Origin of the sequence: Agrobacterium sp. CFBP2214, from assembly GCF_030209895.1 — a bacterium.
Classification (GTDB): Bacteria; Pseudomonadota; Alphaproteobacteria; order Rhizobiales; family Rhizobiaceae; genus Agrobacterium; species Agrobacterium radiobacter.
Map to the genome: position 1 here is coordinate 817,767 of NZ_JARVRC010000001.1, position 25,746 is coordinate 843,512.

27 protein-coding genes are annotated in these 25,746 nt (G+C 61.3%); 15 read left to right on the plus strand and 12 right to left on the minus strand.

Annotated features, from left to right (window positions below; translation table 11 throughout):
• Positions 1–11: 11 nt before the first annotated feature.
• The 3 genes from QRN60_RS04055 to QRN60_RS04065 all read right to left on the minus strand — a co-directional run bounded on the left by QRN60_RS04055 (position 12) and on the right by QRN60_RS04065 (position 1,858).
• Complete coding sequence (locus QRN60_RS04055; protein ID WP_003509243.1) at positions 12–560, minus strand: DUF1254 domain-containing protein; 549 nt, start codon at positions 558–560, stop codon at positions 12–14.
• Positions 553–1,140 carry a DUF1214 domain-containing protein gene (locus tag QRN60_RS04060; protein WP_003509240.1) on the minus strand — a complete coding sequence of 196 codons (588 nt, stop codon included), beginning with the start codon at positions 1,138–1,140 and terminating at the stop codon, positions 553–555. Before QRN60_RS04060 ends, QRN60_RS04055 begins: the two co-directional genes overlap by 8 nt.
• Before the next feature lie 109 nt (positions 1,141–1,249).
• On the minus strand, positions 1,250–1,858 hold the full coding sequence (locus tag QRN60_RS04065; RefSeq protein ID WP_087743601.1) for a LysE/ArgO family amino acid transporter: 609 nt from the start codon (positions 1,856–1,858) through the stop codon (positions 1,250–1,252).
• Positions 1,859–2,097: 239 nt separating this feature from the next.
• Here QRN60_RS04065 and QRN60_RS04070 point away from each other — a divergent pair, with 239 nt between their 5' ends.
• Positions 2,098–2,997: a LysR family transcriptional regulator ArgP gene (locus tag QRN60_RS04070; protein WP_129564544.1), complete on the plus strand. Its 900-nt coding sequence runs from the start codon at positions 2,098–2,100 to the stop codon at positions 2,995–2,997.
• 249 nt (positions 2,998–3,246) lie between these two features.
• Here the strand turns inward: QRN60_RS04070 and QRN60_RS04075 are convergent, their stop codons facing one another.
• Positions 3,247–5,439: a transglycosylase domain-containing protein gene (locus QRN60_RS04075; RefSeq protein ID WP_003509229.1), complete on the minus strand. Its 2,193-nt coding sequence runs from the start codon at positions 5,437–5,439 to the stop codon at positions 3,247–3,249.
• 254 nt (positions 5,440–5,693) lie between these two features.
• Here QRN60_RS04075 and QRN60_RS04080 point away from each other — a divergent pair, with 254 nt between their 5' ends.
• Both QRN60_RS04080 and blaOXA read left to right on the plus strand, forming a co-directional pair.
• Positions 5,694–6,173, plus strand: a complete 480-nt coding sequence (locus QRN60_RS04080; RefSeq protein WP_003509227.1) for a YcgN family cysteine cluster protein — start codon at positions 5,694–5,696, stop codon at positions 6,171–6,173.
• A gap of 168 nt (positions 6,174–6,341) precedes the next feature.
• Positions 6,342–7,166: a class D beta-lactamase gene (blaOXA, locus tag QRN60_RS04085; RefSeq protein ID WP_003509224.1), complete on the plus strand. Its 825-nt coding sequence runs from the start codon at positions 6,342–6,344 to the stop codon at positions 7,164–7,166.
• Positions 7,167–7,193: 27 nt separating this feature from the next.
• Here the strand turns inward: blaOXA and QRN60_RS04090 are convergent, their stop codons facing one another.
• Together QRN60_RS04090 and QRN60_RS04095 are read right to left on the minus strand one after the other, a co-directional pair.
• Positions 7,194–7,529 carry a type II toxin-antitoxin system YafQ family toxin gene (locus tag QRN60_RS04090; RefSeq protein ID WP_031234113.1) on the minus strand — a complete coding sequence of 112 codons (336 nt, stop codon included), beginning with the start codon at positions 7,527–7,529 and terminating at the stop codon, positions 7,194–7,196.
• Positions 7,526–7,801, minus strand: a complete 276-nt coding sequence (locus tag QRN60_RS04095) for a type II toxin-antitoxin system RelB/DinJ family antitoxin (protein WP_020811442.1) — start codon at positions 7,799–7,801, stop codon at positions 7,526–7,528. Before QRN60_RS04095 ends, QRN60_RS04090 begins: the two co-directional genes overlap by 4 nt.
• Positions 7,802–8,014: 213 nt before the next feature.
• On the opposite strand from QRN60_RS04095, the gene QRN60_RS04100 reads away from it, so the two are divergent.
• The 5 genes from QRN60_RS04100 to QRN60_RS04120 all read left to right on the plus strand — a co-directional run bounded on the left by QRN60_RS04100 (position 8,015) and on the right by QRN60_RS04120 (position 11,967).
• Positions 8,015–10,594, plus strand: a complete 2,580-nt coding sequence (locus QRN60_RS04100; protein WP_162690374.1) for a heavy metal translocating P-type ATPase — start codon at positions 8,015–8,017, stop codon at positions 10,592–10,594.
• A complete protein-coding gene (cueR, locus tag QRN60_RS04105; RefSeq protein WP_003509219.1) occupies positions 10,591–11,013 on the plus strand; it encodes a Cu(I)-responsive transcriptional regulator in 423 nt (140 codons plus the stop codon). Before QRN60_RS04100 ends, cueR begins: the two co-directional genes overlap by 4 nt.
• Before the next feature lie 52 nt (positions 11,014–11,065).
• Positions 11,066–11,266, plus strand: a complete 201-nt coding sequence (locus QRN60_RS04110; protein ID WP_060723954.1) for a heavy-metal-associated domain-containing protein — start codon at positions 11,066–11,068, stop codon at positions 11,264–11,266.
• Positions 11,267–11,342: 76 nt separating this feature from the next.
• A complete protein-coding gene (locus tag QRN60_RS04115; RefSeq protein WP_003509217.1) occupies positions 11,343–11,612 on the plus strand; it encodes a ribbon-helix-helix domain-containing protein in 270 nt (89 codons plus the stop codon).
• On the plus strand, positions 11,602–11,967 hold the full coding sequence (locus QRN60_RS04120; RefSeq protein ID WP_060726102.1) for a hypothetical protein: 366 nt from the start codon (positions 11,602–11,604) through the stop codon (positions 11,965–11,967). The genes QRN60_RS04115 and QRN60_RS04120 overlap by 11 nt, the downstream gene beginning before the upstream one ends.
• Here QRN60_RS04120 and QRN60_RS04125 read toward each other — a convergent pair.
• Positions 11,964–12,212: a hypothetical protein gene (locus tag QRN60_RS04125; protein ID WP_165000578.1), complete on the minus strand. Its 249-nt coding sequence runs from the start codon at positions 12,210–12,212 to the stop codon at positions 11,964–11,966. The genes QRN60_RS04120 and QRN60_RS04125 overlap by 4 nt on opposite strands.
• A gap of 176 nt (positions 12,213–12,388) precedes the next feature.
• Between QRN60_RS04125 and QRN60_RS04130 the strand changes: the two genes are divergently transcribed.
• Positions 12,389–13,777 (plus strand): MFS transporter, encoded by a 1,389-nt coding sequence (locus QRN60_RS04130; RefSeq protein WP_284160360.1) that lies wholly within the window; start codon positions 12,389–12,391, stop codon positions 13,775–13,777.
• 80 nt (positions 13,778–13,857) lie between these two features.
• Here the strand turns inward: QRN60_RS04130 and QRN60_RS04135 are convergent, their stop codons facing one another.
• Both QRN60_RS04135 and QRN60_RS04140 read right to left on the minus strand, forming a co-directional pair.
• Positions 13,858–14,031, minus strand: a complete 174-nt coding sequence (locus QRN60_RS04135) for a hypothetical protein (protein WP_020009686.1) — start codon at positions 14,029–14,031, stop codon at positions 13,858–13,860.
• 67 nt (positions 14,032–14,098) lie between these two features.
• Positions 14,099–15,814, minus strand: a complete 1,716-nt coding sequence (locus QRN60_RS04140; RefSeq protein ID WP_107675294.1) for a glycoside hydrolase family 32 protein — start codon at positions 15,812–15,814, stop codon at positions 14,099–14,101.
• Between the two features lie 169 nt (positions 15,815–15,983).
• On the opposite strand from QRN60_RS04140, the gene QRN60_RS04145 reads away from it, so the two are divergent.
• On the plus strand, positions 15,984–17,444 hold the full coding sequence (locus QRN60_RS04145) for a protein adenylyltransferase SelO (protein WP_129564678.1): 1,461 nt from the start codon (positions 15,984–15,986) through the stop codon (positions 17,442–17,444).
• A 171-nt stretch (positions 17,445–17,615) separates the two neighbouring features.
• On the opposite strand, the gene QRN60_RS04150 is transcribed toward QRN60_RS04145, so the two are convergent.
• Entirely contained in the window at positions 17,616–18,716 is a 1,101-nt protein-coding gene (locus QRN60_RS04150; protein WP_112934529.1) for a saccharopine dehydrogenase family protein, read from the minus strand.
• A 145-nt stretch (positions 18,717–18,861) separates the two neighbouring features.
• Between QRN60_RS04150 and QRN60_RS04155 the strand changes: the two genes are divergently transcribed.
• Positions 18,862–19,293, plus strand: coding sequence for an Lrp/AsnC family transcriptional regulator (locus QRN60_RS04155; RefSeq protein ID WP_129564543.1), 432 nt, complete (start codon positions 18,862–18,864; stop codon positions 19,291–19,293).
• Positions 19,294–19,410: 117 nt separating this feature from the next.
• On the opposite strand, the gene QRN60_RS04160 is transcribed toward QRN60_RS04155, so the two are convergent.
• Positions 19,411–19,779, minus strand: coding sequence for a winged helix-turn-helix transcriptional regulator (locus QRN60_RS04160; RefSeq protein WP_112978028.1), 369 nt, complete (start codon positions 19,777–19,779; stop codon positions 19,411–19,413).
• Between the two features lie 142 nt (positions 19,780–19,921).
• Here QRN60_RS04160 and QRN60_RS04165 point away from each other — a divergent pair, with 142 nt between their 5' ends.
• The gene (locus QRN60_RS04165; RefSeq protein ID WP_060726107.1) at positions 19,922–20,761 is read left to right on the plus strand and encodes an SDR family oxidoreductase; all 840 of its coding nucleotides are present in this window, start codon (positions 19,922–19,924) and stop codon (positions 20,759–20,761) included.
• Positions 20,762–20,784: 23 nt separating this feature from the next.
• On the opposite strand, the gene QRN60_RS04170 is transcribed toward QRN60_RS04165, so the two are convergent.
• Entirely contained in the window at positions 20,785–22,425 is a 1,641-nt protein-coding gene (locus QRN60_RS04170) for an alpha/beta hydrolase (protein ID WP_165000582.1), read from the minus strand.
• Positions 22,426–22,854: 429 nt separating this feature from the next.
• Here QRN60_RS04170 and QRN60_RS04175 point away from each other — a divergent pair, with 429 nt between their 5' ends.
• The 3 genes from QRN60_RS04175 to QRN60_RS04185 all read left to right on the plus strand — a co-directional run bounded on the left by QRN60_RS04175 (position 22,855) and on the right by QRN60_RS04185 (position 25,715).
• Positions 22,855–23,367 (plus strand): hypothetical protein, encoded by a 513-nt coding sequence (locus QRN60_RS04175; RefSeq protein ID WP_129564541.1) that lies wholly within the window; start codon positions 22,855–22,857, stop codon positions 23,365–23,367.
• Positions 23,368–23,370: 3 nt separating this feature from the next.
• Positions 23,371–24,630, plus strand: coding sequence for a DNA-packaging protein (locus QRN60_RS04180; RefSeq protein ID WP_060723963.1), 1,260 nt, complete (start codon positions 23,371–23,373; stop codon positions 24,628–24,630).
• A gap of 446 nt (positions 24,631–25,076) precedes the next feature.
• Positions 25,077–25,715 carry a lysozyme family protein gene (locus QRN60_RS04185; RefSeq protein WP_060723964.1) on the plus strand — a complete coding sequence of 213 codons (639 nt, stop codon included), beginning with the start codon at positions 25,077–25,079 and terminating at the stop codon, positions 25,713–25,715.
• Positions 25,716–25,746 lie beyond the last annotated feature (31 nt).

The following is a 25,746-nucleotide window of genomic DNA, read 5'->3' on the forward strand; positions in this document are numbered from 1 at the left end:
GATGTCGGACGCTATTTCCACGGCGTCGGCTGGCATTTCGCCTCGTTCAGGAACCGTTCCGCCTCTTCGCCGAAACTCGGCTGCGGCACCATGGTCCGCAAAACCACATATCCTTCCGTCTGATCCGATTCCGCCAGAATGGCCTGCGAAAGCGAGGGCGGCTGCGCCTTGCGGATGGCGGCTATCTGCACCGCATCAGCCACCAGAATATCCATCACCCCGGCGGCGGATGTGCGGTCATTCATGCTGAACACCTCATTCGAGGCCTTGTCGTAAACCGCGACCGACCAGAAGGGTACCGCACCGACGGCGGTCAAGCGGATCGGCTGTTCCTCGATGTTAAAGGTGCAGACGGCCACCCGCATGAAGGGATCGCCGCTACCAAGCGTCTTTTTCTCCGTCGTCTCCTCGAGAAGATGAAACAGATGCGGTTTTCCTTCCGCAACCGCGCGCGTATTGGCGTCGCGATTGCTGAAATGCGGGATCGCGAGAAGGATGATGACGTGCAGCACGGCTGCGCCGACGAGACCGGTGAGGATGGCGAGCAGGACCCTAAGCATTGCCACACCCCAGCTTGCGGATTTGCGGCATGGATATGTCGATCAGGCCGGAACTGCCGGCAACCGGTGTGTCGAGCAGGGTCATGACGAGCTTGAAGGTCTGGCCCTGCGGTACCGACAGCCAGTTATAGGTCTGGGCGTCAGGGGCGATGGTGATGTCGATGCCGCCATCGGCGCTGCGCAGAAGCGTGCGGGAATTCAGCGCGAAGGGCCGCCCGGCATCTTCAGCGAGAACATTTCCCTGCTGGTCGGCGGTGTAAATCGTCCAGAAACGGGCGGGCGGCACGGCGCCGGCCAGCCGGTACCGGCACTCGCCGCTCAGGCGTTGTCCATCGCTGTCGACGGAGGCGGTGAAGGCCAGCCCCTCGGCCGTTCCGTAAAGCAGCTTGCCGGCATCGGCGCGGTGCGATTTGGCGTAAGGGTCGGCCTCGATCGTCTGCGCTTCGGGAAAGGCATCCCACGAGCCGATGCGGATCGATCCAAAGCCGGATGTCGCCTCAAGTGCTGCGAGTGTTGCGGCAATACCGCCGCCAAAGGCGATCAGAAGGGCGATGCCGACAAGGAATGGAACTCGGAACACGCTGTTTTCCCGTTTTGAACAGGTCGAGGACTATCACTGATTCCCCGTTTGGAAAATGGCGCGGCCTGTTTAGTCCTCGTGAAAGTGACTGGAGCGCGAAATTCCTTGCCTATGCGCCCATGACGAGCTTGAAGGCGATGGCCCACATGGTAACGGCGATGATGCCTTCGAGAATACGCCATGCGGAGGGTTTTTCGAAAATCGGCCGCAGCCAGCGCGCGCCATAACCCAGCGAAAAGAAGAATACCAGCGAGCCGGTGGCCGCGCCCGCCGCAAAGGTTTTCTCAAAGCCGGGGAACTGCGTGGAAATGGTGCCGAGCAGCACGACGGTATCGAGATAGACATGCGGATTGAGGAAGGTCAGCGCCAGACAGATGGCGAGCGTCTGCCACAGGCTCGCCTCCTGCCGCTCGGTCACCGACAGCGTCTCGGAGGAACGCAGCGCCGAATGCAGGCTTTTTGCGCCATACCAGATGAGGAAGGCGGCCCCCGCATAACGCATGATGGGATCGAGCGCCGGCATGATGGCGCTGATCCGCTGAAAACCAAACACGCCGATGGTGATGAGCAGCGCATCTGATATCGCGCAGGTGGCGCAGACGGCAAACACATGCGAACGCGCCAGACCCTGCTTCAGAACGAAGGCATTCTGCGCGCCGATGGCGACGATGAGGCTGAGGCCCATGGTAAGACCGGTGAAGAAGATCTGGATGTCCATGCGCGCCGCGGCCCCTGCTTCTGTCCATGTGGAAATGGCCGAAGGCGTTGCTTTCGGACCGAGTACTTGGATATTTGGGCGGAATGGTTTAATCCAGTTAAATAAACTCAATCCAGATAAGTTAAACTAATTCACTGTAACGCTATTCCACGGACGGGTCTCATGAGTGGTTTCCTCACCTCCACCCTAATTCCTGTGCTTGTCACAGGTCAAAACCAGCCTTCACATCGAGTATCGTAATGCTCGACTACCCTGCCATGCGCGCCGTGGCGCTCGTTGCCCAGACCGGCAGTTTCGAAAAGGCGGCGCAGGTGCTGTGTGTCACGCCTTCGGCCGTCTCACAGCGCATCAAGCAGCTGGAGGAGCGGTTGGGCGTGGTGCTGATCGTGCGCGGTAACCCCTGCGTCGCGACGGAGAAGGGTGAGTGGCTCTGCCGGCACATGGATCATGTCGGCATGCTGGAAAGCGAATTGTTCCGCCAGCTTCCGACGCTCGCAGAGACGGGTGCGGCGGCGGAGCGTGTGACGCTCAATATCGCCACCAATGCCGACAGCCTCGGCACATGGTTTCTGGATGCGGTTTCAAGATTCACCGGCGGCAGCGATTATCTCGTCAACATCGCAGTGGACGATCAGGATCATACGGTGGAATGGCTGCGCGCGGGCAGGGTGCTTGCCGCCGTGACCGCCCACGCCAAGCCGGTGCAGGGCTGTCGGGTAACGCCGCTCGGCGTGCTCCGCTATCACGCCACCGCCAGCCCGGATTTCATGGCCCGCCATTTCGCGGATGGCGTGACGCCCGTAACACTTGGCCGGGCGCCGGGGCTGACCTTTAACCAGAAGGACCGGCTGCAGGCGAGCTGGATCAGGGAGGCGCTGGGCGAGGATGTCTCCTATCCCACCCACTGGCTGCCTTCGACGGACGGTTTCGTGAAGGCAAGCCTTGCCGGCATGGGCTGGGGGCTCAATCCCGTGCAGCTTGTGGGGGAGCATCTTGAGGCGGGGAGGCTGGTGGAGGTCGTTCCCGGCACGCCGCTTGATATTCCGCTTTACTGGCAGGTCAATCGTTTGGCCGCCGACCGTTTGGGTGCGCTGACATCACATATGGTGGAAACGGCGAGGGCGGTGTTGTTGCGGTGAGATGGCTGACGCCGGATTTGGAGAGAGGGGAGCCGTAGAGTGAGTGGCTTACCCCCCTCTGCCCTGCCGGGCATCTCCCCCTCAAGGGGGGAGATCGATATGCGGCGAGGTCTCGCCCATCTCAACGTTAGCGAATGAAGTGGTGGTAGCGCCGCTCGCCGATCTCCCCCCTTGAGGGGGAGATGCCCGGCAGGGCAGAGGGGGGAAGCCGCACGCTCCGCCAGAAATCCTGGCCGGTTGCCCGCAACCTCACCGCCGCGCCGCATCCTCCGCGCCGTCACGCAAAGACGCATCCGCCACCTTCTGCGTCGTCACACTCAAGGCCGAAGCATCCTTCATCTTCTTGGCGATGGAGCGAATGACGCGGGTGGCCTCGGCAGAGAGCGAGCGTGGGCGGGTGAGGGCCGGCAGGGCCGGGGTGCTGGTGGCTGCGGCTGCCACTTCCGCCGAAGGCTGCGGGCGAGCGCCTGTCGGCAACGGGTTCTGGATGCCGGGGATCGGGCGCAGCTCCATGCCCTGATGGGCGTAATCCATCAGCCGTTTGAAGGCCATGGCGGGCAGCGCGCCGCCGGTCATGTTGTTCATCGGTGTGAATTCGTCATTCCCGAACCAGACGGCGGTCGTATAATTGCCGGTGAAACCCACATACCAGGCGTCGCGGTAAGCCTGCGAGGTGCCGGTCTTGCCGCCGGAGACGATGCCATTGTCAAGCGCGCCGCGGCGGGCCGTGCCCATGACGGGAATGGTCACCAGCATCTGGTTCATTTTGGAATTGGCGTCTTCGGAGAGCACGCGCTTGGCAGGCGGCTCGTTGTGGCTGAAATCGTAGAGAACATTGCCCTCGTAATCCAGCACCTGCTCGATGCCGTGGCGGCGTGACTGCATGCCATCGGCCGGGAACACGGCATAGGCGGTGGCCTGGTCGAGAACGGTCACTTCCGAAGTGCCGAGCGGAATGGTTTTGTCGCTGCGAAGCGGTGTGGCCACGCCCATGGCCTTGGCCGTGTCGACGATGACCTGCGTGCCGAGCACATCCTTGGCGAGCCGGACCGGCACGGTATTGTAGGATTTGGCAAGCGCCATCTGCAGCGTCACCTTGCCGGCATAGGAGCGGCCATAATTCTGCGGCGACCAGCCGCGCCAGGTCACCGGCGCATCGGAAATCAGCGTCTCCGGCTTCATGCCCTTTTCCATGGCGGCCGAGTAGGTATAGACCTTGAAGGAGGAGCCGGGCTGGCGCAGCGCCGCCGTGGCGCGGTTGAACTGGCTTTCGCCATAATCACGCCCGCCGACCATGGCGCGCACGCCGCCGCCGTTTTCGATCATCACCATCGCGCCCTGCTTGACGCGGTAACCTTCGCCATATTCGCGCAGGCCCATTTCCATCGCCTGTTCGGCCGCCTGCTGCAGGCCGGTATCGATGGTGGTGCGCACGACCACCGTATGGTCCTTGAATTTACCTTCGGCGGCCAGCCGCTGCACTTCGTCGAAAGCCCAGTCGAGGAAATAATCCGGCGCCTTCACATCGGCGCGGTCGATGACGGTGGCCGGATTGCGCCGCGCGCCGATCACCTGGCCCTCGGTCATCAATCCGCTCTGTACGAGGTTGGAAAGCACGGTGTTGGCGCGGGCACGCGCGGCGGGCAGGTTGACGTGCGGCGCATATTTGGCCGGTGCCTTGAACAGGCCGGCCAGAATGGCAGATTCGGCCAGTGTCACATCGGTCAGGTTCTTGCCGAAATAAAACTGTGCCGCCGCCGCCGCCCCGAAAGTGCCGCCGCCCATATAGGCGCGGTCGAGATAAAGGCTGAGGATTTCCTTCTTCGACATGTTGGTCTCGAGCCACAGCGCGAGGAAGGCTTCCTTGATCTTGCGCTCCAGCGAGCGTTCATTGGTGAGGAACAGGTTCTTGGCGAGCTGCTGCGTCAGCGTCGAGCCGCCCTGCACCACGCCGCCGGCGCGGGCGTTTTCGCTCATGGCGCGGGCAAGGCCGATGAAGTCGATGCCGAAATGGTCGAAGAAACGCCGGTCTTCGGTCGCCAGTACCGCCTTGATGAAATGGTCAGGCATCTGGTCGATCGGGACGGAATCTTCATGAATGATACCGCGATGGCCGATGGTGTTGCCGTAACGATCAAGGAAAGTGACGGCGAAATCGCCGCGGTAACGCCAGTCCTTCTTGGTTTCCTCGAAGGCGGGCATCGCGAGCGCCAGAAGCACGACGCAACCCGCCGTTCCGAAGGTCAGCGCGTCGCAGGTGAGGTTGACGAGAAGCTTCTTCCAGCCGCGCACATGCAATTTGCGCGAGGCGATGGTGACGTCTTCCCAGAAATCCACCAGCCTTGCCGCAGCCGTCCACAGGCCGGAGTCGATGAAGCTATCGATCCGGAGCAGGATGTGCCGTTTTTTACGGCCGTTCTTATCGTCTTTTTCTTCCTGCACGTGCCGATGTGTTCCTGTTCAACGCAACGCGATCGTCGATATTCTGCGGTTCAACCCATTCCCGACGCAAAACCGTGGCATGGTTATGTCGGAATTGCTTGACGTGGCGGCAGTTCGCGGGCCAATGACCCCTCTGCCGCCTGCCAATATGCTAAAATATCGTACAAACCAGCCCTTGGCGATACGATATAAAGGATTAGGGACCGGTTAAACACTCCTGTCCAAGTGATCAAAATGAAACGGAAATGTTAACGATGAATGACGCGCCGTTCTGGAAAACCAAATCGCTGACCGAGATGACCGGTGAGGAATGGGAAAGCCTGTGCGACGGCTGTGGCCTCTGCTGTCTCAACAAGCTGGAGGACTGGGACACCGGCGAAGTGGCGTTCACCTCGGTTCGCTGTGTGCTGCTCGATGGCGAGAGCTGTCGATGCTCCGACTACGAAAACCGCCGCGCCACCGTGCCGGACTGTATCCAGCTGGACCTCAAGAAGGTCCATGAGATCGGCTGGCTGCCGCCCACCTGCGCCTATGCGCTGGTGCGTGATGGCAAGGATCTCTACTGGTGGCACTATCTTGTTTCCGGCGATACGGAAACGGTGCATGAGGCGGGCATTTCCGCACGCGGCCGCACGGTCAGCGAGGCCGATGTGGATGTTGACGACTTCGAGGATTATGTGGTCGACTGGCCGCTGACGGTCGGCGAGAGGGCGGGCGAAAAGGAGCGGATGTGACGGAAAACGTCGATTTTCGTTTTGGTCCTATTCCTGCCCCATCAGTCTCCTAAAGGCATGTCGTCCGAAAGCGTGTCACGGTTTCGGGATCGACTTGTCTGAAATCAAAGACAGCTTCCGGCCATTCCGGCAAATGATCCGCAAAGCGGACGAGGGACATCAAAACGCATGCGCTACCGGCTGCCCGCCATCGTTCTTTCATGCCTTGCCCTTCCGGGGCTCCTGCCGTTTTCCGCTGATGCCCAGCAACAGCCCCAGGCCTTCGAATGCACGCTCGTCACCTCAATCGAGACCGGCGCGATCATCAACCAGCAGGGCGCCTGCGACCAGCGCGTGGCGCCGGCTTCCACCTTCAAGGTGCCGCTGGCGCTGATCGGTTACGATGCCGGCATTCTTCAGGATGAAAAGACGCCCGCCTGGGACTGGAAACCCGGCACGGAGGCGCGCGCCTCCGACCGCAAGACGGTCGATCCCTCGATATGGGAACAGGATTCGGTCCTGTGGTATTCGCGTGAAATCACCCGTCGCCTTGGACCGGATAAATTCGCCGCCTATGTGAAGCGTCTCGGTTACGGCAATGCCGATGTTTCCGGTGAGCCGGGCAAGAATAACGGCCTGACCCATTCCTGGCTCGGATCGTCGCTGACGGTTTCGCCGGTGGAGCAGGTCGGCTTCCTCCGCCGCCTCCTGGCCGGCAATCTGCCGGTCTCGCGTGATGCGCAGGCGAAGACAAGGGCAATCGTTCCGGTCTTTGATGCGCCGGAAAGCTGGGCCGTGCATGGCAAGACCGGCACCGGCTACATGCGTGACGAAAAGGGCAACCCCGACCGCAACCGTCCCTTCGGCTGGTTTGTCGGCTGGGCGGAGCGCGAAGGCCAGCACATCGTCTTCGCAAGGCTGCGCGTTTCCGACAAACCGTCCGACGAGCCGCTCGGCCCCGCCGTGCGCGATGCCTTCCTGCGCGATATTCCGCGGCTGGCCGTGCACCGGTAGCGAGATCGTATCTTTCAGATCGCGTCTTTACCTGAAAAGCTCGGCGTGCGTTCCTGCGCGGGTGAAGATGAGAAGGTTCTGCTTCTCATCAAGTTTGTAGATCAACAGAAAGTCCCCGCCGACATGGCATTCGCGATGATCGTGCCATTCTCCGGTCAATTCATGGTCACGAAACTGCGCCGGTAATGGCGCTTCGTTGGCAATGAGAAGGAGCATGATCTCCTTCAGTTTCACCATGTCATAACGCCCCGAATTGTTCAGCCGTTGCCAGTCCTTGATAAATTGCCTGGTGAAATCCGAACTGCGCGGCAGCACCGTTCGCTTCGATGCCGCCTCTTTTCCGTGACCTTTCTTATCCGTCACCGCTTGTTACCATCAAGGGCGTCAAACAAGGCTTGCGCCGTGCCGAAACGATTGCGCCTGGCAGCCGCGATGGCGCGCGCTTCTTCAATCGCGGCGAGCGTTTCAGCGTTCGGTTGCGTCAGTTCTATCGGCAGTGCTTTTTCTCGGGCAATGCGCGTCAGCATCATTCGCATGACGTCGGAAACAGTCAGTCCCAGACTGTCGAGCACGGCAGTCGCGTCGTCCTTGAGTGCCTGATCGATGCGCGCTCTCACATAAGCATTTGCGGTCATGATCAATCTCCTTTTTAGAGATTTTTTTTGTAGCTCAAATGAGCATCAAATTCAACGCGTGTATTGCCGCCCCCTCCATACTCTTTCTTGCCGAGCGGGCGGCGGCGATAAGCGTGGCTGCGCTCACGATTGTGTGTTCAACAAAAACCTTTCCCTTCCCTTGACCTTCCCATCATGGGAATCTCTACATAGGGTCTCGAAAGGGGATTTCCCATGAACGAGACAGTCAAACACGCCCATCGAAATGAACCGGTTTCCATTCCCGTGGAGGGCATGACCTGCGCTTCCTGCGTGCGGCGGGTGGAAACGGCTGCCGCCAAGGTGCCCGGTGTCGTGTCGAGTTCCGTGAACTTCGCCACGAAGAAGCTTACCGTCGAGCCCGCCGAGGGTTTTTCGGCGCGCACGCTTGGCGCCGCCATCAAGAAGGTCGGTTATGATATCGCGCCGGAGCGGCAGGAATTTACGGTGGAAGGCTTGCAGGACGAGGCGCAGGCCGGGCGGCTGAAGGCCGTTCTGGAAGCGGTCGCCACCACAATCGCCGTCAAGGTAGACGCGGCTTCAGGCAAGGTCTCGGTGGAAACGATCGGCGGCCGGCGCGAACGGGACGCATTGGTGGAAACGGCAAAGCTTGCCGGGTTCGCGCTGAAGACACCGAAACCGCACGATCATTCCGCCCATCACAATCATAACCAGCACCAGGGACATCATGAGGGCCATGGTCAGATGGCGGGCGAAACCGGCGGCCATGACCATATGCAGCATGCGGGTGAGGAGGGCGCGCTGAAACGCGACCTGACGATTGCCGCGATCCTGACCGCGCCGCTTTTCGTGCTGGAAATGGGCGGCCATCTCTATGAGCCGATGCATCACTGGCTGATGGGTCTCATCGAGACGCAGAACCTCTATTACATCTATTTCGTGCTGGCGACGGCGGTGATCTTTGGGCCGGGCCTGCGCTTTCTCAAGACCGGTTTTCCCGCTTTGCTGCGCGGTGCGCCGGAAATGAATTCTCTTGTGGCGCTGGGCGTGACGGCGGCCTACGCCTATTCCGTCGTGGCGACCTTCGCGCCCGATCTACTGCCGGAAGAGGCGCAATTCGTCTATTATGAAGCGGCAACCGTCATCGTCACACTGATCCTGACCGGGCGGCTTCTCGAAGCCCGCGCCAGCGGCCGCACGGGAGACGCCATCCGCAAGCTGATGAGCCTGCAGGCGAAGACCGCCCGTGTGGAGCGCGACGGCGCCACCATCGATATTTCCCCCGATGATCTGGTGGCCGGCGATATCGTCGTCATCCGTCCCGGCGAAAGGCTGGCGGTGGATGGCGAAGTCGTCGAAGGCTCGTCCTATGTCGATGAATCGATGATTTCAGGCGAGCCGGTGCCGGTGGAAAAAACCATCGGCGCAACGGTCGTCGGCGGCACCATCAACAAGACTGGCGCCTTCAAGTTCAAGGCGACCAAGGTGGGCGCGGATACCATGCTGTCGCAGATCATCCGCATGGTGGAGGAGGCTCAAGGGTCCAAGCTGCCAATCCAGCTGCTGGTGGACCGCGTCACTGCGCTCTTCGTGCCCGTTGTTATCGCCATTGCGGTGCTGACCTTCATCGTCTGGGCGATATTCGGCCCGGAACCCGCCTATACATTCGCTCTGGTCAATGCGGTCGCGGTGCTCATCATCGCCTGCCCCTGCGCCATGGGTCTCGCCACGCCCACCTCTATCATGGTTGGCACCGGCCGGGCGGCGGAGCTGGGCGTGCTGTTCCGCAAGGGACAGGCCCTGCAGGAGCTGCGTTCGGCTGAAATCGTCGTGGTCGACAAGACCGGCACTGTGACCAAGGGCCGCCCGGAACTGACGGACCTCGTGGTGGCGGAAGGGTTTGCCGACAACGAGGTTCTGGCGCTCGTCGCCGCCGTCGAGGGCCGCTCGGAGCATCCGATTGCCGAAGCCATCGTCCGGGCTGCGGAAGAAAAGAATGTGGGGACCCCTGCAGGACTCGAACCTGCGACCATCGAAAACTTCGAAAGCGTGACGGGTTACGGCATCGCCGCCACCGTCAATGGCCGCAGGGTCGAGGTCGGCGCGGATCGCTTCATGGCGAAACTCGGCCATTCCGTCGATATCTTCGCGGATGCGGCGGCAAGGCTGGGTGACGAGGGCAAGACGCCGCTTTATGCCGCCATCGACGGCAGGCTGGCGGCTGCGATTGCCGTCGCCGATCCGCTGAAACCATCGAGTGTCGCCGCCATCAGGGCGCTGCAGGCGATGGGCATCGAAGTGGCCATGGTGACGGGCGATAATGCCCGCACGGCGAACGCAATCGCCAGGCAGGTCGGCATTTCCCGCGTGGTGGCCGAAGTGCTGCCCGAGGGCAAGGTGAAGGCGATCCACGAGATGCGCGCAGGCGGCAAGGTGCTCGCCTTCGTCGGCGACGGCATCAATGACGCGCCGGCGCTGGCCGAGGCCGATATCGGCATCGCCGTCGGTACGGGAACGGATGTCGCCATCGAAAGCGCCGATGTGGTGCTGGTCGGCGGTGATCTCATGGGCGCCGTCAACGCCATAGAGATGAGCCGGGCGACCATCCGCAACATCAAGGAAAACCTGTTCTGGGCCTTCGGTTATAACGTGGCGCTGATACCGGTCGCGGCGGGCGTGCTTTATCCGGCCTTCGGCATCACCTTGTCGCCGATGATCGGCGCGGGTGCGATGGCGCTGTCCAGCGTCTTCGTCCTCGCCAATGCGCTGAGATTGAAACGGGCGAAGGTGGTCCATCGGGAGGTGACGTCATGAATATCGGCCAGGCATCGGAAGCATCGGGCGTTTCCGCCAAGATGATCCGTTATTATGAGCAGATCGGCCTCATCACGCCGGCCGCCCGCACCGGCAATAATTACCGGGTTTATGGCGAGCAGGATGTGCACAATCTGCGCTTCATCAAGCGGGCGCGCACGCTCGGTTTCTCGCTGGAGGAGACCGAGACGCTGCTGAAACTCTGGCAGGACAAAAGCCGTGAGAGTTCGGCGGTGAAGGAAATTGCGCTCGTCCACATCGCTGATCTCGAACAGAAGATCGCCGAGATGAAGAGCATGGTGAAGACGCTGTCCCATCTCGCCCATTGCTGCGGCGGCGACCACCGGCCCGACTGCCCCATCCTCGATGATCTCGCCGGCGCTGAGAAGAACGACGCCAGGCCTGTGCGAACCCACTGAACTTTATGACAACCGGCGCGAAAATATCGCTACCGGCCAGAAGGAGAAAACCATGGGTGCAACCACCTTCCTCATTCCAGACATGACCTGCGGCCATTGCGAAAAGACGCTGCGCGGCGCTCTCACTGAGGTGCTTCCCGATGCCGCCGTCAGCATCGATCTTTCCGCCCACCGGCTCACGGTAACGGGCGACGCCGCAACTGCGGAAGCGGCGATCCGCGAAGCCGGTTATTCCCCGGAAAGGGCGGGTTGAAGCATCTCGTTGCTGGAATGAACAGGAAAGATGTGCTACTGAGTAGCATGATCTGTCCTGTCGAGGGAGTGCCACAATGTCCGTCAAGGCGTCAGTTTCCATCTCCGATCAACAGGACAGCTTCGCGCGCAGGCTGGTGGAGGAAGGGCGTTACGCCAGCCTCAGTGCCGTCGTCCAGCGTGGGCTGGAACTGCTTCGGCAGGAGACCGAGTTGAGGGACGCCGAGCTTGCTGCGCTTCGCGACCTGCTGGCAGATCGTAAGCAGGACGACTTCGTCTCCGTTGAGGAAGGTAAACAAAGAACAGCAGCCATGATAGCGGCCAGAAAGGCCGGCTATGGCCTATAAGGTCCTGCGTTCAACACAGACAGATCAAGACCTCGGCCTCATTCTCGACCATCTCATCCAGTCCTATCTCGACCTCGGCGACGCCTTGCCAGCAGCTTTCACGCGCGCTGTACGACGCGTGGGGTCGATTGAAGCGGATATGGAAGCGCTTCATAAAGCGCCCTTCCAGGGAACATTGTTGCCCGAAATATTACCCGGCCTTCGCCGGGTAACGAAAAATCAGGCTGTCTTTTATTTCGATATCGATGAGGGTGAAAAGACCGTGCGTATTCTCGCGGTCTTTTTCGGCGGGCAGGATCATCTACGCTATATGCTCACGCGCCTCGTGTCCGGTCGCACCGTCAGTCTTCCCTAAACCTCGTCGAAAGCCCCGCCTTCCCGCGAGGTATTGCGGTTGATCACCCGTTCCTCCGCATCGTCGGGCAGGGCCTCGTCGCTTTCCTGATAGGGATCGTCCTCGCTCTCGGCCTCTTCTTCCTCGATTTCCTGTTCGATGGATTGCGGAATCTCTCCCTTGGCGGGAAGGGCGTCGATGTCGAGATCGAGCAGATCCTCGTCCATGGCGTCTTCGTTAAGGGGCAGGATTTTCTTGCGGTCCATGACGGTATCCTTTCTGTCGGTTCTTCGGCAAACGAGCGGGCGCGCGGAGGGTTCCTGCCGTGCGGGATTCCTTCAAAACAAATGACGTGAAAAAGGCGTCTTGACCTCAATGGCGCTTGAGGTTCTAGTTTGCCGGCCGTACCCGAAAAAATGGAAAGGATACGGCTTTGTCGAGTATCGAAATGGCGGAGAAAAACGGCTGGGGCGAATTGCTGAGCGGGGCGAATCTCTCGCTACTGACCGTCATCTCCTCCGGTATCGGCCTGCACGCTTTTAATCAGTTCGCTGTCGTGACGGCCTTGCCCGTGGCCGTGAACGAAATCGGCGGCGCGGGTTTTTACAGCTGGGCCTATAGTCTTTATTTCGTCGGTTCCGTGGCGGGCGGCGTGACTGCGGTGCTGTTTCGCGAACGTTTTGGCGCGCGCGCCGTCCTGCTTCTGTGCTGCCTGATCTTTTCCTTCGGTTCGGTTCTCTCGGCAATTGCAGGTGACTTTTTGTGGGTCGTCGTCGGCCGGGCCTTGCAGGGACTGGCAGACGGGCTGATCGTCGCCGTGTGCTACAGTCTCATTCCCGCCGGTTTCCGCTCCGGCCTGTTGCCGAAGGTCTTCGCCATCGAGGCGGCGATCTGGGCGGTCGCCTCCTTCATCGGCCCGCTGACCGGCGGTTTTGCCACCGAACACATCTCCTGGCGCGCCACCTTCCTGCTGTCGGCGCCGCTGATCCTGCTGCTTCTGGCCTATACCACCATTGCCGTCTCCGCCGAGCGGCCGGTGGCGGCGACGCGCAAACCGCTGGTGCCGCTGGTTTTCTGCCTTGTCGGCGCATTGGCCTTTTCCGCTCCTTCCGCCTTCGAGGATGCGAGCCTGCGGGCGATTTCCCTGCTGGCGGGGGCGGCGCTGTTGTGGGCGTCGCTGCGGGCGGGCACCCGGCCTTCCGTCGGACTGTTCCCGAAGAATTCCTTCCGGCTGAAGACGGTGCTCGGCAGCGGTTTCTGGGTGCTGTTCCTGATGTCCTATGCCCATGCGCTGGGCAGCGTCTATCTCGCTTATGTCGCCATCAATCTCTGGCAGCATGAGCCCACCTTTGCCGGTTTCATCGTGGTGACGATGCCGCTTGCCTGGAGCTTCGTGGCAATGCTGATCGGCAGCCTGCGCTCTAGCCGCCTGCGGGAACTGTGCCTGCATTACGGTCCCTACCAGATGGTGCCGGGCTGCGCCCTGCTGGGGCTGGGGCTGGCGACCGGCAACTGGGGAGAAATGCTGCTCGGGCAAATCCTGATCGGATCGGCCTTCGGCATGTCCTGGGCCGGTATCAGCCAGGCGGCAATGGAAGCAGCGCCGGAAGAGGAACGCAAGATGACGGGTGCGCTTTTGCCGACGGTCGCGACGCTCGGCTCTGCGGCCGGTGCTGGCGCAAGCGGCACTGTCGCCGCCGCCAGCGATCTCGTGGCGCAGATCGAGCGTGCGGATGTGACGATGCCGATGGTTTATCTTTATGGGCTGGGTGTGGTCGTATCGCTGCTGGCGATCATGACCGCCAGCGGGTTGCGGGGTGAAAGGCGCTAGAGCATTTCCAAAAAAAGTGGAACCGGGTTTTCCGTCCGGAAATGCGACCCAACAAAGTGAAAGGCCCTTCGCGGCCTTGATCAGGACTGGGTGGCGGCGATGGTGATCGCCGCCAGATAAACGACGAAGGACATGATGGCGATTGCGCCGATAATGATGATGATGCCCTTGCCGGCGCGTTTCTTCTCTGCCTTGTTTTCATTGGCTTCGGTTGGAAACAGGATCGGATCGCTGGTGTCGCGGATTTTGGTCATGCCGTTTCTCCTTTCGGCGGATTGGGCGGTTTCGGTCTATCAACCGCCCAATCCGTTAAAAGGTTCCTCACGGTTTCAGCGCCCAGCTGGTGGCATGCACCACCGCGCCGGGGGCGGCCTTCAGCAGCGCCGAGCGCACGGGTTCGAAACCTTCGATGCGCTTGGTGCCCACATATCGCCCGCGATTGGCGAAGACCTCAATCGAGCCATAATCGAGAAAGATGCGGATGCGGGATGCCTTGGCTCCCCTGGCGATATAATGCGGTGAGGGGCCGTCGCGCCCGTCCTCATGGCAGATCCACAGCCCCGTTTCATCGGAAACGACGCCAAGCTTGACGGTGGGATGATCGAGCACCAGTTCGAAGGGCGCGCCGGGTGAGGCAAGCTCGAACAATATTTCCACCGCCCCGTTGATGAAGGTGACGCGTTCGCCGGCGGCAAGCCGCGTGCGGTCGAGAATATGGCTGCGCAGACTTTCCGCCGCGCCGATGGGCGGGGTCAGAAGCTCGCCATTCACATAATGAATCCGGCGCGGCAGCGTCATGGAGGTGGGGAAATCGATCTCCGGATTGGCATCCGCCCAGTTTGCCAGCCAGCCCATGCCGATGATGCTGTCGCCATCGAGAAAGGCCTGGAAGGCGTAGTTGTCGGTGCCGAAATCCAGTTCCTGCCCGGATTCCTTGGTGAAGGCCTTGCCGTCAAACCAGCCGACATCGGCCATGGTCAGGTTCTTGCGGCCGGTCTCCGGGTCCTCCGAATGCATCAGCCCGTAAATTAGCACCCAGCGGGTGGAGCGGGCATTGACCGGGCCATCGAGTGGCAGCAGGCAGGGGCATTCGATGGCCGTTGTCTTGTAGCGTGTTTCCACCCACAGTTTGCCGACATAGGTCCAGCCCGATGCCGCCGTGGGGTCGAGCGTTTCGTAGAGCAGAATGACGCCGCCGCCATCGCTCTGGCTGCCAAGCACCATTTTCCACAGGCCATCCGGGCCACGAAAGACGTAAGGGTCGCGGAAATCCGGTGTCAGCCCCTGTCCGTCCGGCCGGGTGCCGAGAATGACCTCGGCCTGCCCAGCCATGATGAGATCGGACGAGGTGGCGGTCAGCTGTATCTGCTGCTCGGGAATGCGGTCCTGCACCTGCTCGGTGAAGAAGACGCGGATGCCGGTGCCTTCCACCAGCGGAATCGTCGAGCCGGAATAGGCGCCGCCGCGCTTGTCCGGCCGCGTCGTCAGATCCTCTGAAGGGAAGAGGAAGATCGGCAGGTGCCGCCAGCGAAGGTAATCGGAGGAGACGGCATGGCCCCAATGCATGGTGTTCCAGCGCAGCCCGTGAGAATAATGCTGATAAAACAGATGCGGGCGGCCCTCAAAGCGGCCAAAGCCGTTCGGGTCGTTCATCCAGCCAAAGGGCGGACGGAAGTGATAGCTGCCGGGAAGTTCGGGTGCGGCATTATCAGGCTTGGTATGGACAACGGTGATGCCGGTTTCGAGCACATCGGACGCGGTGAACCAGTAGATGACGGAAACGGCTGTCGTGACGGTGTCGTAACTCAGTTCCACATGGCCGCCGCCAAACACCTGATAGATTCGAAAACCGAACTCTTCCGTGTTGACGCTTGAAACTTCAGCGAATTTTCCATTCTGATTGGAAAAGGAGACGGCGCCGGGCTCGGCATCTTTTTTCGCCTTCAGCCAGACATGGAAGGTGGCGTTGACAGGCAGTTCGGTGTGGAGGGTGCGGATGGCGCTTTCCGGTTCGGCTGCGGCTTCAACAACGGTCATTGCTTTTCCTTTCCGTTCGGCATTCTGCTGGTCAAGCATAGGAACGATGATGGCGCGGGAAAGTTCATTGCGCAAAATTGAATGAAGCCATGGACGAGGCGCGGCATTTATCGCTCGCATCCGTCGCCTTCCAGCCCCATATAGGGGCAAAGCAGGGAGTTTATCCGTGATGAAATTCGACAATTCCTATGCCCGCCTGCCGGAACGCTTCAGCGCCGCCGTGCTGCCGACGCCGGTGAAGGCGCCGCGCCTCATCGCTTTCAATCGCGGGCTGGCCGACGAACTCCTTCTCGATGTGGCCGGCCTTGATGATGAAAGGCTGGCGGCGATCTTTTCCGGCAATGTCGTGCCGCAGGGGGCCGAGCCGCTGGCCATGGCCTATGCCGGCCACCAGTTCGGCGGCTTCGTGCCGCAGCTGGGCGATGGCCGCGCCATTCTGCTCGGTGAAGTGATCGACAGTAACGGCAAACGCCGCGATATCCAGCTCAAGGGCTCCGGCCCGACGCCGTTTTCACGCAGGGGAGACGGCCGTGCGGCCCTTGGCCCGGTGCTGCGCGAATATATCGTTTCGGAAGCGATGTTTGCACTTGGCATCCCCGCCACGCGGGCGCTGGCGGCTGTCCTCTCCGGCGAAAGGGTGCAGCGCGAAGTCGGCCTGCCGGGCGGTGTCTTCACCCGCGTGGCGGCAAGCCATATCCGTGTCGGCACGTTCCAGTTCTTCGCCGCGCGTGAGGATGACGAGGCGATCAAAAACCTCGCGGACTACGTGATCGACCGTCATTATCCCGAGGCGAAAGACGCCGAAAATCCTTACCTCGCCCTGCTGCGCGGCATCGCCGGGAGGCAATGCGAACTCATCGCTCGCTGGATGATGGTGGGTTTCATCCATGGCGTGATGAATACCGACAATATGGCGGTGTCAGGCGAAACCATCGATTTCGGCCCCTGCGCTTTCCTCGATGAATATCACCCCAACAAGGTCTTTTCCTCCATCGATGCGCAGGGCCGTTACGCCTTCAACAATCAGCCGGGCATCGCGCAATGGAACATCGCAAGGCTGGCGGAATGCCTGCTGCCGCTGCTCGATCCGCAAGTGGAAAAAGCCGCCGAACTCGCCAATGCCGTTCTCGCCAATTTCGCCGCCGCCTTTCCCCAACGCTGGCTTACCGGCATGCGCGAAAAGCTTGGCCTGACGACCGAGGAAGAGGGCGACATGGATCTGGTGCAGGCGCTGCTGGCGCTGATGCAGGCATCGGAAGCGGATTATACGCTGACCTTCCGGCGTCTTTCCCATGCGGCCAATAGCGACGCCGAGCCATTCCGCGGCATGTTCATCGATATCGCGGGGGCGGACGAATTTCTCACCCGTTGGCGGGAAAGAGCCGGTCGTGAGGGGATTTCCGATTCCGAAAGGTCAGGCGCAATGCTCTCTGCCAATCCGGCCATCATCCCGCGCAACCATCGTATCGAGGAACTGATCGAAGCGGCGGTGGAAGAGGATGACTTCGAGCCCTTCCACGCCATGCTGAAGGCGATTGCGACGCCCTTCGAGGAGCGGCCGGATAATTTCGTCTATATGCAGCCGCCGATGAGCCATGAGCGGGTGTTCAGGACGTTTTGCGGGACGTAATGGATTCGTCACCTTCGCCGTCATGCCGGACTTGATCCGGCATCCAGCCGCCGCGCGTCTGCGCGGCGAGAAGGGTTTTTCAGCCCAGGGACTTGGGCTGGCTGGATACCGGCTCGAGGCCGGTATGACGGAGGAATGGGAGGAGATATTTTTTCGCCCGGTTTATATTTCTCACCCAACCCGCGCCAGCGGCTCATGCGAGCCATAATACCGGCCAAACCGGTTTTCGAGGAACTTCGGCAGCGCCACTTCCTCCTGTCGAACGAAGCCCTTCTGCGGCAGGGCGCCTTCCGCGAGCAGGTCGAGAACCGTGCAGATGCCGGCGGCGGTAGTGATCTGGATGGCGCTCATCATGCGGCCGGAAACCGGGCCGGCATAGACCTTGTTGGCATAGGTTTCCTGCAGGAAGCGGCCGTTGCGGGTGCCGCAGACGGTGACGAAGACGATGACCACATCCTGCATGGTGCCGGGCAGGGCGTTTTCGAACAGGTCCTTCAGCACATCGCGACGGTTGCGCAGGTTGAGGTCATTCAGAAGCGCCTTCATGATCGCCACATGGCCGGGATAACGGATGGTGCGGTAATTCATGGTCCGCACCTTGCCTTCCAGCGTCGCGCAGAGCGTGCCGAGGCCGCCCGAGGTGTTGAACGCCTCGTAGGTGACGCCGTCGAGCGAGAATTCCTCGCGCTCCTCAAGGGCGGGAACGGCGGTGAGGCGGCCTTCGACGATCGCTTCGCAGGGCTCGATATATTCGTTGATCAGCCCGTCCGTGCTCCAGGTGAGGTTGTAGTTGAGCGCATTGGACGGATATTGCGGCAGAGCGCCGACGCGCATGCGCACGCTGTCCAGCTTGTCGAACTTGGCGGCGAGATCGGCAGCGACGATGGAGATGAAGCCGGGGGCGAGGCCGCATTGCGGAATGAGCGCGGTTTCGGCCGTTTCCGCCAGCGCCTTGACCTTGCGGGTGGATTCCACGTCTTCGGTGAGATCGAGATAATGCGTGCCGACGGCAACGGCCGCTTCGGCAATACCCGCCGTCAGGTGGAAGGGGGCGGCGGAGAGCACGGCGAATTTGCCTTTTAGCAGTGCTTCCAGAGCGGGACGGTCGGTAATGTCGACGATTTCGGTGTCGACCCGTTCATGCGCCGGCACATTGGCCAGCTGATCGGCTGAACGATCGGCAACCGTGATGCGATAATCGCCGGTGGCGGCCAGCATCCAGGCGATTGCCGAACCGATATTGCCCGCGCCGATGACGACAATGTTTTTCATGTTTTTGTTCCCCGCAGTAAATTCGCATGTCTGCGCACCGGATGCGCTTTAAAGACAGAATGCCAACTTTTTTTGACGATTCGCAGCTTCACTATGTGCGGATAGATAGTTAATATTGAGCAATTAGACGACAGGATTGGTCACTATGACGATTGCCGACAAGGACCGGGCGCTGCTCGGCCTGCTTTCCGAAAATGCCCGCATGCCGGTGGCAGAGCTGGCGCGCAAACTCGGCCTTTCGCGCACCACGGTGCAGGCCCGCATCGAGCGGCTGGAGGCGGACGGGGTGATTGCCGGTTATGGTGTGAGGCTTTCGGAAAGCTATCTTTCGGGGCTGGTGCGCGCCCATGTGCTGATCACCATCGCACCGAAGGCGCTGCCCGGCGTCACGGCGGCGCTTGCCGCCATCAAGGAGGTGACGACGCTGCATTCGGTGAGCGGCACGTTTGATCTGATCGCGATTTTGGCGGCCCCTTCGATCCTCGACCTCGACCGGTTGATCGACAGGATCGGCTCGCTTGACGGCGTGGAGCGGACGTTGTCGTCGATCATTCTTTCGACGCGGATTTCGCGGTAGGGATTTTGGGGAGTGCGACAGGCGCAAAGCCCGGTGGGTGCGCGCGATACTTTCTTCTTCCCTCATCCCTGTGACAAGCACAGGGATGAGGGGCGCATGGGTATGCCGCGCCTCGATTTAAACCGCCGCCCGCTCATCATAAGCCCTCTGCGCCGCCATCACCGCGTCGATATTGCCCTCCGCCCAATGGGCAAGTGCCGCCACCGTGTCGGTTAGCGTCCGCCCCAGCGGCGTCAGCGAATATTCGACCGTCACCGGCACAGTCGGAAAGACCTGCCTCGAAATCAGCCCGTCGCGTTCGAGCTTCTTGAGCGTTTGCGACAGGACCTTTTGCGAAATGCCCTTGATCTCCCGGCGCAGCAGGTTGAAGCGCACCGCCTCCACCCGCAGCCGGTCGAGGATCAGCAGCGCCCATTTGTCGGCGATCCTGTCCAGCACCATGCGGGTGGGGCAGCGGTCTTCATAGACGTCATAGATACGTTCCATGGGTTTGTTCCGTCGTTTCAGGGCTATGCCGGTTTCCGCGAGGATACCAGATAACCGAAAAGTGCTCTCTTTTCATGATTTCGAAAACGCAGTACCTGTGTTTTCGAAACATGGTTTCCATTAGATACTACGGAGATTTGAGATGGCAGGCAAGATACTCGTAATCGGTTCCACCGGCACTATCGGCACGCCGCTGGTGAAAGCGCTTCTTTCCAAGGGCGAAAGCGTTAAGGCGGCCTCGCGTAGCGGCAACGCCACGGGCGGCGCGGAAGGTGTGCGTTTCGATTATACCGACGCATCGACTTATGCGGATGCCTTCGATGGCGTTGACCGTCTGTTCCTCATCCTGGCTGGCGGTCGTCTGGATGCCATCGACGCGCTGACGCCCGTTGTCGAGGAGGCCGCGCGCCGCAAGGTGAAGATCGTGTTCCTCAGCGTCCTCGGCGTCGATGCCGATGATTCCATTCCCTATCGCCAGATCGAGCTGAAGATCATCGCTTCGGGCACGCCTCACGTCATCCTGCGCCCCAACTGGTTCGCCGATAATTTCCACAGCTACTGGAAGGCGGGCATCGACCATGGCCAGATCGCCGTTCCGGCGGGCGAGGGTAAGTCGAGCTTTATCGATGTTCGCGATATCGCCGACAGCGCCGCCGCCGCGCTGACCTCTGACGCCTTCAATGGCAAGGCTTTCAACCTGACGGGTCCGAAAGCCCTGGGTTACGGCGAAGCGGCCGCGCTGATTTCGCAGGCGATCGGCAAGCCGGTTTCTTACGCTGCCGTTTCGGATGAGGTCTTCATCGGCATTCTCACCGGCGCGGGCGTGCCGCAGGACTACGCCTCGTTTCTCGCCTCGATCTTTTATCCCGTGCGCGAAGGCTGGACGGCCGTGGTGACTGGCGATGTCGAAACGTTGACCGGCCATGCGCCGCGTTCACTGGAGACCTATATCGCCGACAATCTGGACCGGCTGAAGGGCTGAGGCTCCAAGCGAGCCCGCCGCGTTCACGCCGGATCGGTGGAACCGCGGCGGGCTTTGAAGAGCATCTTCAGCCGCTGAATCTCGTCCGCGTTCCAGCCCTGTGGCTCGGTCACCTCCGTCCATGCATCGATATAATGTTCCGGCGCATAGACATGGCCGTAACCGATCGGTGCGGTGGTGGCGGCGGCGACATCGAGACCGAGCTGCAGCAGGGTCACCACCGGGAACCAGCGGAAGGATGTGGAAACGTCAGGCCCGTGATGCACCATCCATTGCGGCCGCCGGTAAAGTGAGGCGGCCTCGAAGAAGGTTATGGGGTCGCTGGCATATTGCAGATAGACGATCCGCATCGGCCCCCATTCCGCATCGGGCATATGGGCTGTCGTATATTGGTTGGCGAAGCGGATGACGGAGGAATCGCGGAAACGCGGCAGCCATTCCGGCGTGCCCTTCACCCGGCCATTGGTGGCCATGCGCCATGTCGGGCTGGAAAAGGGCGGACCGCTCCACAACGCGCCCTGGAAGGGGTCTGCCAGCACATCGTAGAGATCGGAAGATTTCTGCGAATTGAGCGAACCGAGGCTGAGGCCATGCAGGTAAAGCTTCGGCCGCGTTTCCTTCGGCAGCGTGGTCCAGTAGCCGTAGACGGCCTCGAACAAAGCGCGTGCCGTCTCGACACCGTAATCCGGCTCCGTCAGCAAGGCGATCCAGCTGGAAAGATAGGAATATTGCACGGCGACGCTGGCGATATCGCCGTCATGCAGATATTCGACCGTATCGAGTGCTTCCGGATCGATCCAGCCGGTGCCGGTGGGAATGACCACCACAAGCACCTTGCGTTCGAAACCGCCGACCCGTTTCAATTCCTCCAGCGCTAAGGCCGCTCTTTCTTCCGGCGTCGAAGCCGAGTTGAGGCCCGCATAGACCCTGAGCGGTTCCTTTGCCGGGCGATGGGTGAAGGCGGATATGTCTGCGCCATCAGGGCCTTCGGCGACGAATTCGCGGCCGCGTCGGCCGAGCGATTCCCACGCCATCAGCGAGGCGCTGCTGCCGGTCTTGAGCGGATCGGAAGGGCGCGGCACGTCAGGCTCGATCAGCGCATCCACCTGTTTCAGCGAAGAATCCGCAAATCTGAGACCGATATCGAAGATCAGCCCGTTCAGCAGCATCCATGAGAGGACGATTGCTGCCGCGATGCCGAGCACATTGGCAAGTCTGCGCGGCAGGAAATGACCGCTGCGCGCCGCAAAGAACCGGCGGATAAGCTGGAAAAGCCGGCCTGCGCCGATAAGGATGGCGGCGACCAGCACGGCAAGGCCGCCGGTCTTGGTGGGGTGGGCGCTGGGCAGCGGATCGAGCTCCATCAGAACGCGGATGGAATTCTGCCAGTCCTTCGCCTGCCATAAAAACGCGATTGCGGTGATGGCGGCGGCGAGCGCGATGAGAAAGCGAATGCCGCGCATATTGTGGCGCGAGGGCTCGGGCAGTTCGAGATAGGCCCAGACGGCATGCAGGGCGACACCGATCATATAACCGATGGCAAAGGAAAAGCCGCACAGCACACCCTGCATCAGCCAGGTTCGCGGCAGGAGCGACGGGGTAAGTGAGGCGCAGAACAGAATAGCGCCAAAGACGATGCCGGTTGCCGAAAGGCCCGCAAACAACCGCCCAACCCATTGTTTCACCAACTTGACTCGCCCCTTCTGCTCACCATCTGGCATCGAGTGTAATATGTGGCGGACGAGGGTGCAAATCCTGTGGTGAGGACAAAAATCACGATGATAGGAAAATAATCCTTTACAGCGTGACGGTGGTTTGATAGTGTTTGGCTACAGTCGGAGATTTGCGGCTGGGTCGCGGTTGGTTCAGAAATATAAGAGCGCTGGATTTTACGAATAACAAGGCTTTGCTCTCTTCCCTCATTCCTGTGCTAGCCCAAGTCCTTGGGCTGAAAAGCCTCCCTCCGCCGCGCGGACGCGCGTCGACTGGATTCCTGTGACAAGCACAGGAATGAGGGCTGTGTGAGGCACCACCCGCAAATGAACCGCGTCGCATGCCCATGTTCATCTCCATTTCCCTCCCAGGCCAATCCGATGACAAATGCTCATAATTGCGACCCGGCGCTCTACGGAGCCTGGCCGGACAGGCCTGCTTATGCGGATGAGGCCGCGCCTGAGATCAAATCGCGGGCAGACAGGCTGGCCGCCGAAGATGCGGCGCGCAACGGCAGTCTGCGGCAATTGCTGAACGAGCTGACGGAGGAGATGCGCGATCAAGTCTGCATGTATCGCAATCTTCGGCAATCGGGCGAGGCGGGGCTTTTGCCTGATGCCGACGACACGGAAGGCAAGCAGGCCCGTGCCGATGTGAAAGTTGCAACGGATCAGCTGTCGCTCATCGTCCGCACTCTGGAGCGGATCGACGCGCTGCAACGGGTGCTGGCGGAAGAGCGGCAAGCGCTGATGGGCGAGGATGAAAACGATACGCAGGATTATGAGGCGGCGGTGGCGCATTTCCTCAAACGCATCGACGAGCTGGCCGAGCAGAAATGCCGCGAGAGGCTGGAGGCGATGGCAGCGTCCGGCACTCCGGTGGGGTCTGATTGAGGCATGGCGGACGTTTTGACCGAAGCGCGCCTTCAGGCGCAGGTCTTCAACCTCCTGCGCGACTGGCGCTTCATCGGCAACCTGCCGCAGCAGCCGCCGGAAGGCGACTGGCGGACATGGCTGCTGATCGGCGGGCGTGGCTCCGGCAAGACCCGCGCCGGGGCGGAATGGGTGCATCATGTCGCCTCCGCCGGCAAGCAGTCGGATTTGCGCATCGCGCTTGTTGCCGAGACGCTGGGCGACGCCCGCGAGGTGATGATCGACGGCATTTCCGGCATCTGCCGCATCGCCCGCCGCCATCGCCCCGCCTTCGAGGTGTCGCGCCGGCGGCTGCTCTGGCCGAATGGCGCGATGGCGCAGGTGTTTTCCTCGGAAGACCCGGAAAGCCTGCGTGGCCCGCAATTCCACATGGCCTGGGCGGATGAGCTCGGCAAATGGAAATATCCGCAGGAAACCTGGGACATGCTGCAATTCGGCCTGCGTCTGGGTGAGGTCCCCCGGCAACTCGTGACCACCACGCCGCGGCCGATTCCGCTGCTGAAGGCGCTTCTCGCCGACCCCTCGACACGGGTGGCGCGGATGCCGACGGCGATGAATGCGCGGAATCTCTCGCCCGGTTTTCTGAAAGCCATGCAGGACCGTTACGGCGGCACGCGGCTGGGGCGTCAGGAAATCGGCGGCGAATTGATCGATGAGCGCGAGGGCGCGCTGTGGAAACGCGCCGATCTGGAAGCGATCATCGATGCGGGACATGAACCGCTTGCGCGCATCGTCGTGGCGGTAGATCCGCCCGCAGGTGCCGGTGAACATTCCTGCTGCGGCATTGTCGTGGCGGGGCTCGGCATATCCGGGCGTCTTACGGTGCTGGCAGATTGTTCGGTGGAGGGTGAAACGCCGGCCGGCTGGGCCCGCGCCGTGGTCGCCGCCTTTCGCGGCCACGAGGCGGACCGGGTCGTTGCAGAAGTCAATCAGGGCGGAGAGATGGTTCGGGCCATGCTGCAGAGCGTGGACGCCAACCTGCCGCTGACACTGGTGCGGGCAAGCCGCGGCAAGTTCACCCGCGCCGAACCGGTTGCGGCACTCTACGAGCAGGGCAGGGTGTGCCACGCCGCACGGTTTGAAAAGCTCGAAGACCAGATGACGGATTTCGGGCCGGATGGTCTTTCTTCAGGACGCTCGCCCGACCGGCTGGATGCGCTCGTCTGGGCGATCACGGCGTTGACGACCATGGTGGTGAGTGAACCGAAGGTGCGGGGGATGTGAGGTCAGCAACGATTGGCTCCCGTGAATGAGAGCCAATTACCGGTCGAGCGGATGCCGCCTGTTTCTTCTCCCCGGCGGGGAGAAGAAAAGCGGGGTACCGTCAACGCCCGAGTTCAGGCGTCTGGCGGATATTACTTCTTCGGGGATTGTGCCGGCTTCGGCTGGGAGCCGGTTTCGCGCATCTGGCGCCACTCGTTTTCGAGCCGGTCATAAACGGTCTGGGGGATTGTCGCTGTCATGGCATTCCTCCTTGAATGGTTAACGCTGCAGGATTGCGCGGTGAATGGAGTTAGCGCGCTAAGGTTCCGGAATTCAAGGAATTTTTTACCCCAAAACCACGGGGCGCGGATTAAAATCGATTAAGGTTTTTTCAAATCGATTTAGTTCCGGCGACTGTCATGTGGAAAAACCCGGCGTCGTATCGCCCATCATTTTCAGGAGCAGTCATGGCCTATGACGAGGCGCGATTCTTCGCGTCGGCGCGGATTTCTATTTTTCGCGGTCGCCTGCGCACCGCCCAGCTTGCCGGCACGAAAACGATGCTGGCAGGGTTCGAAAAGGCGATGCCGGGCGGCGATCCGCGCTGGCTCGCCTATATGCTGGCGACGGCCTTTCACGAGACGGCAGCGACCATGCAGCCCGTGCGCGAAACCCTGGCGGCAAGCGACGCGGAAGCGATGACAAGGCTCGACCGCGCCTTTGCGGCGGGCAGGTTGCCCATGGTGCGCAAGCCCTATTGGCGGCCGGACACCGAGGGTAAGAGCTGGCTGGGGCGCGGCTTCGTGCAGCTGACGCATCGGCGCAATTACGAGGCCATGTCGGCGCTGACTGGCGTTGACCTTCTGGAGCGGCCGGAGCGGGCCATGGAGGCGGAGGTGGCCACCACGATCCTGATTCACGGCATGTCGGGCGGCGGCTTCACCGGCCGCAGGCTCTCAGATTTCTTCAGCGACAGGCGCGAGGATTGGGATGGTGCCCGGGCCATCATCAATGGCAGCGACAGGGCGCGGCTTGTAGGCGGTTACGGGCGCGCATTTCATCACGCGCTTGTCGCTGCCCGGATTGAACCCGGGCGGGCCAGATGATAACCCGTTACCCGGTACCGAAAAGGCCGCC

What these genes read in the sequence shown, in the direction of transcription:
- QRN60_RS04120 (WP_060726102.1), top strand. Translation starts at nt 11,602, where the DNA reads ATGGCCTATAAGGTCCTGCGTTCAACACAGACAGATCAAGACCTCGGC.
- QRN60_RS04100 (WP_162690374.1), top strand. Translation starts at nt 8,015, where the DNA reads ATGAACGAGACAGTCAAACACGCCCATCGAAATGAACCGGTTTCCATT.
- QRN60_RS04110 (WP_060723954.1), top strand. Translation starts at nt 11,066, where the DNA reads ATGGGTGCAACCACCTTCCTCATTCCAGACATGACCTGCGGCCATTGC.
- QRN60_RS04055 (WP_003509243.1), bottom strand. Translation starts at nt 560, where the DNA reads ATGCTTAGGGTCCTGCTCGCCATCCTCACCGGTCTCGTCGGCGCAGCC.
- QRN60_RS04145 (WP_129564678.1), top strand. Translation starts at nt 15,984, where the DNA reads ATGAAATTCGACAATTCCTATGCCCGCCTGCCGGAACGCTTCAGCGCC.
- cueR (WP_003509219.1), top strand. Translation starts at nt 10,591, where the DNA reads ATGAATATCGGCCAGGCATCGGAAGCATCGGGCGTTTCCGCCAAGATG.
- QRN60_RS04080 (WP_003509227.1), top strand. Translation starts at nt 5,694, where the DNA reads ATGAATGACGCGCCGTTCTGGAAAACCAAATCGCTGACCGAGATGACC.
- QRN60_RS04180 (WP_060723963.1), top strand. Translation starts at nt 23,371, where the DNA reads ATGGCGGACGTTTTGACCGAAGCGCGCCTTCAGGCGCAGGTCTTCAAC.
- QRN60_RS04140 (WP_107675294.1), bottom strand. Translation starts at nt 15,814, where the DNA reads ATGACCGTTGTTGAAGCCGCAGCCGAACCGGAAAGCGCCATCCGCACC.
- QRN60_RS04115 (WP_003509217.1), top strand. Translation starts at nt 11,343, where the DNA reads ATGTCCGTCAAGGCGTCAGTTTCCATCTCCGATCAACAGGACAGCTTC.
- blaOXA (WP_003509224.1), top strand. Translation starts at nt 6,342, where the DNA reads ATGCGCTACCGGCTGCCCGCCATCGTTCTTTCATGCCTTGCCCTTCCG.
- QRN60_RS04185 (WP_060723964.1), top strand. Translation starts at nt 25,077, where the DNA reads ATGGCCTATGACGAGGCGCGATTCTTCGCGTCGGCGCGGATTTCTATT.
- QRN60_RS04135 (WP_020009686.1), bottom strand. Translation starts at nt 14,031, where the DNA reads ATGACCAAAATCCGCGACACCAGCGATCCGATCCTGTTTCCAACCGAA.
- QRN60_RS04175 (WP_129564541.1), top strand. Translation starts at nt 22,855, where the DNA reads ATGACAAATGCTCATAATTGCGACCCGGCGCTCTACGGAGCCTGGCCG.
- QRN60_RS04150 (WP_112934529.1), bottom strand. Translation starts at nt 18,716, where the DNA reads ATGAAAAACATTGTCGTCATCGGCGCGGGCAATATCGGTTCGGCAATC.
- QRN60_RS04125 (WP_165000578.1), bottom strand. Translation starts at nt 12,212, where the DNA reads ATGGACCGCAAGAAAATCCTGCCCCTTAACGAAGACGCCATGGACGAG.
- QRN60_RS04095 (WP_020811442.1), bottom strand. Translation starts at nt 7,801, where the DNA reads ATGACCGCAAATGCTTATGTGAGAGCGCGCATCGATCAGGCACTCAAG.
- QRN60_RS04070 (WP_129564544.1), top strand. Translation starts at nt 2,098, where the DNA reads ATGCTCGACTACCCTGCCATGCGCGCCGTGGCGCTCGTTGCCCAGACC.
- QRN60_RS04160 (WP_112978028.1), bottom strand. Translation starts at nt 19,779, where the DNA reads ATGGAACGTATCTATGACGTCTATGAAGACCGCTGCCCCACCCGCATG.
- QRN60_RS04165 (WP_060726107.1), top strand. Translation starts at nt 19,922, where the DNA reads ATGGCAGGCAAGATACTCGTAATCGGTTCCACCGGCACTATCGGCACG.
- QRN60_RS04155 (WP_129564543.1), top strand. Translation starts at nt 18,862, where the DNA reads ATGACGATTGCCGACAAGGACCGGGCGCTGCTCGGCCTGCTTTCCGAA.
- QRN60_RS04065 (WP_087743601.1), bottom strand. Translation starts at nt 1,858, where the DNA reads ATGGACATCCAGATCTTCTTCACCGGTCTTACCATGGGCCTCAGCCTC.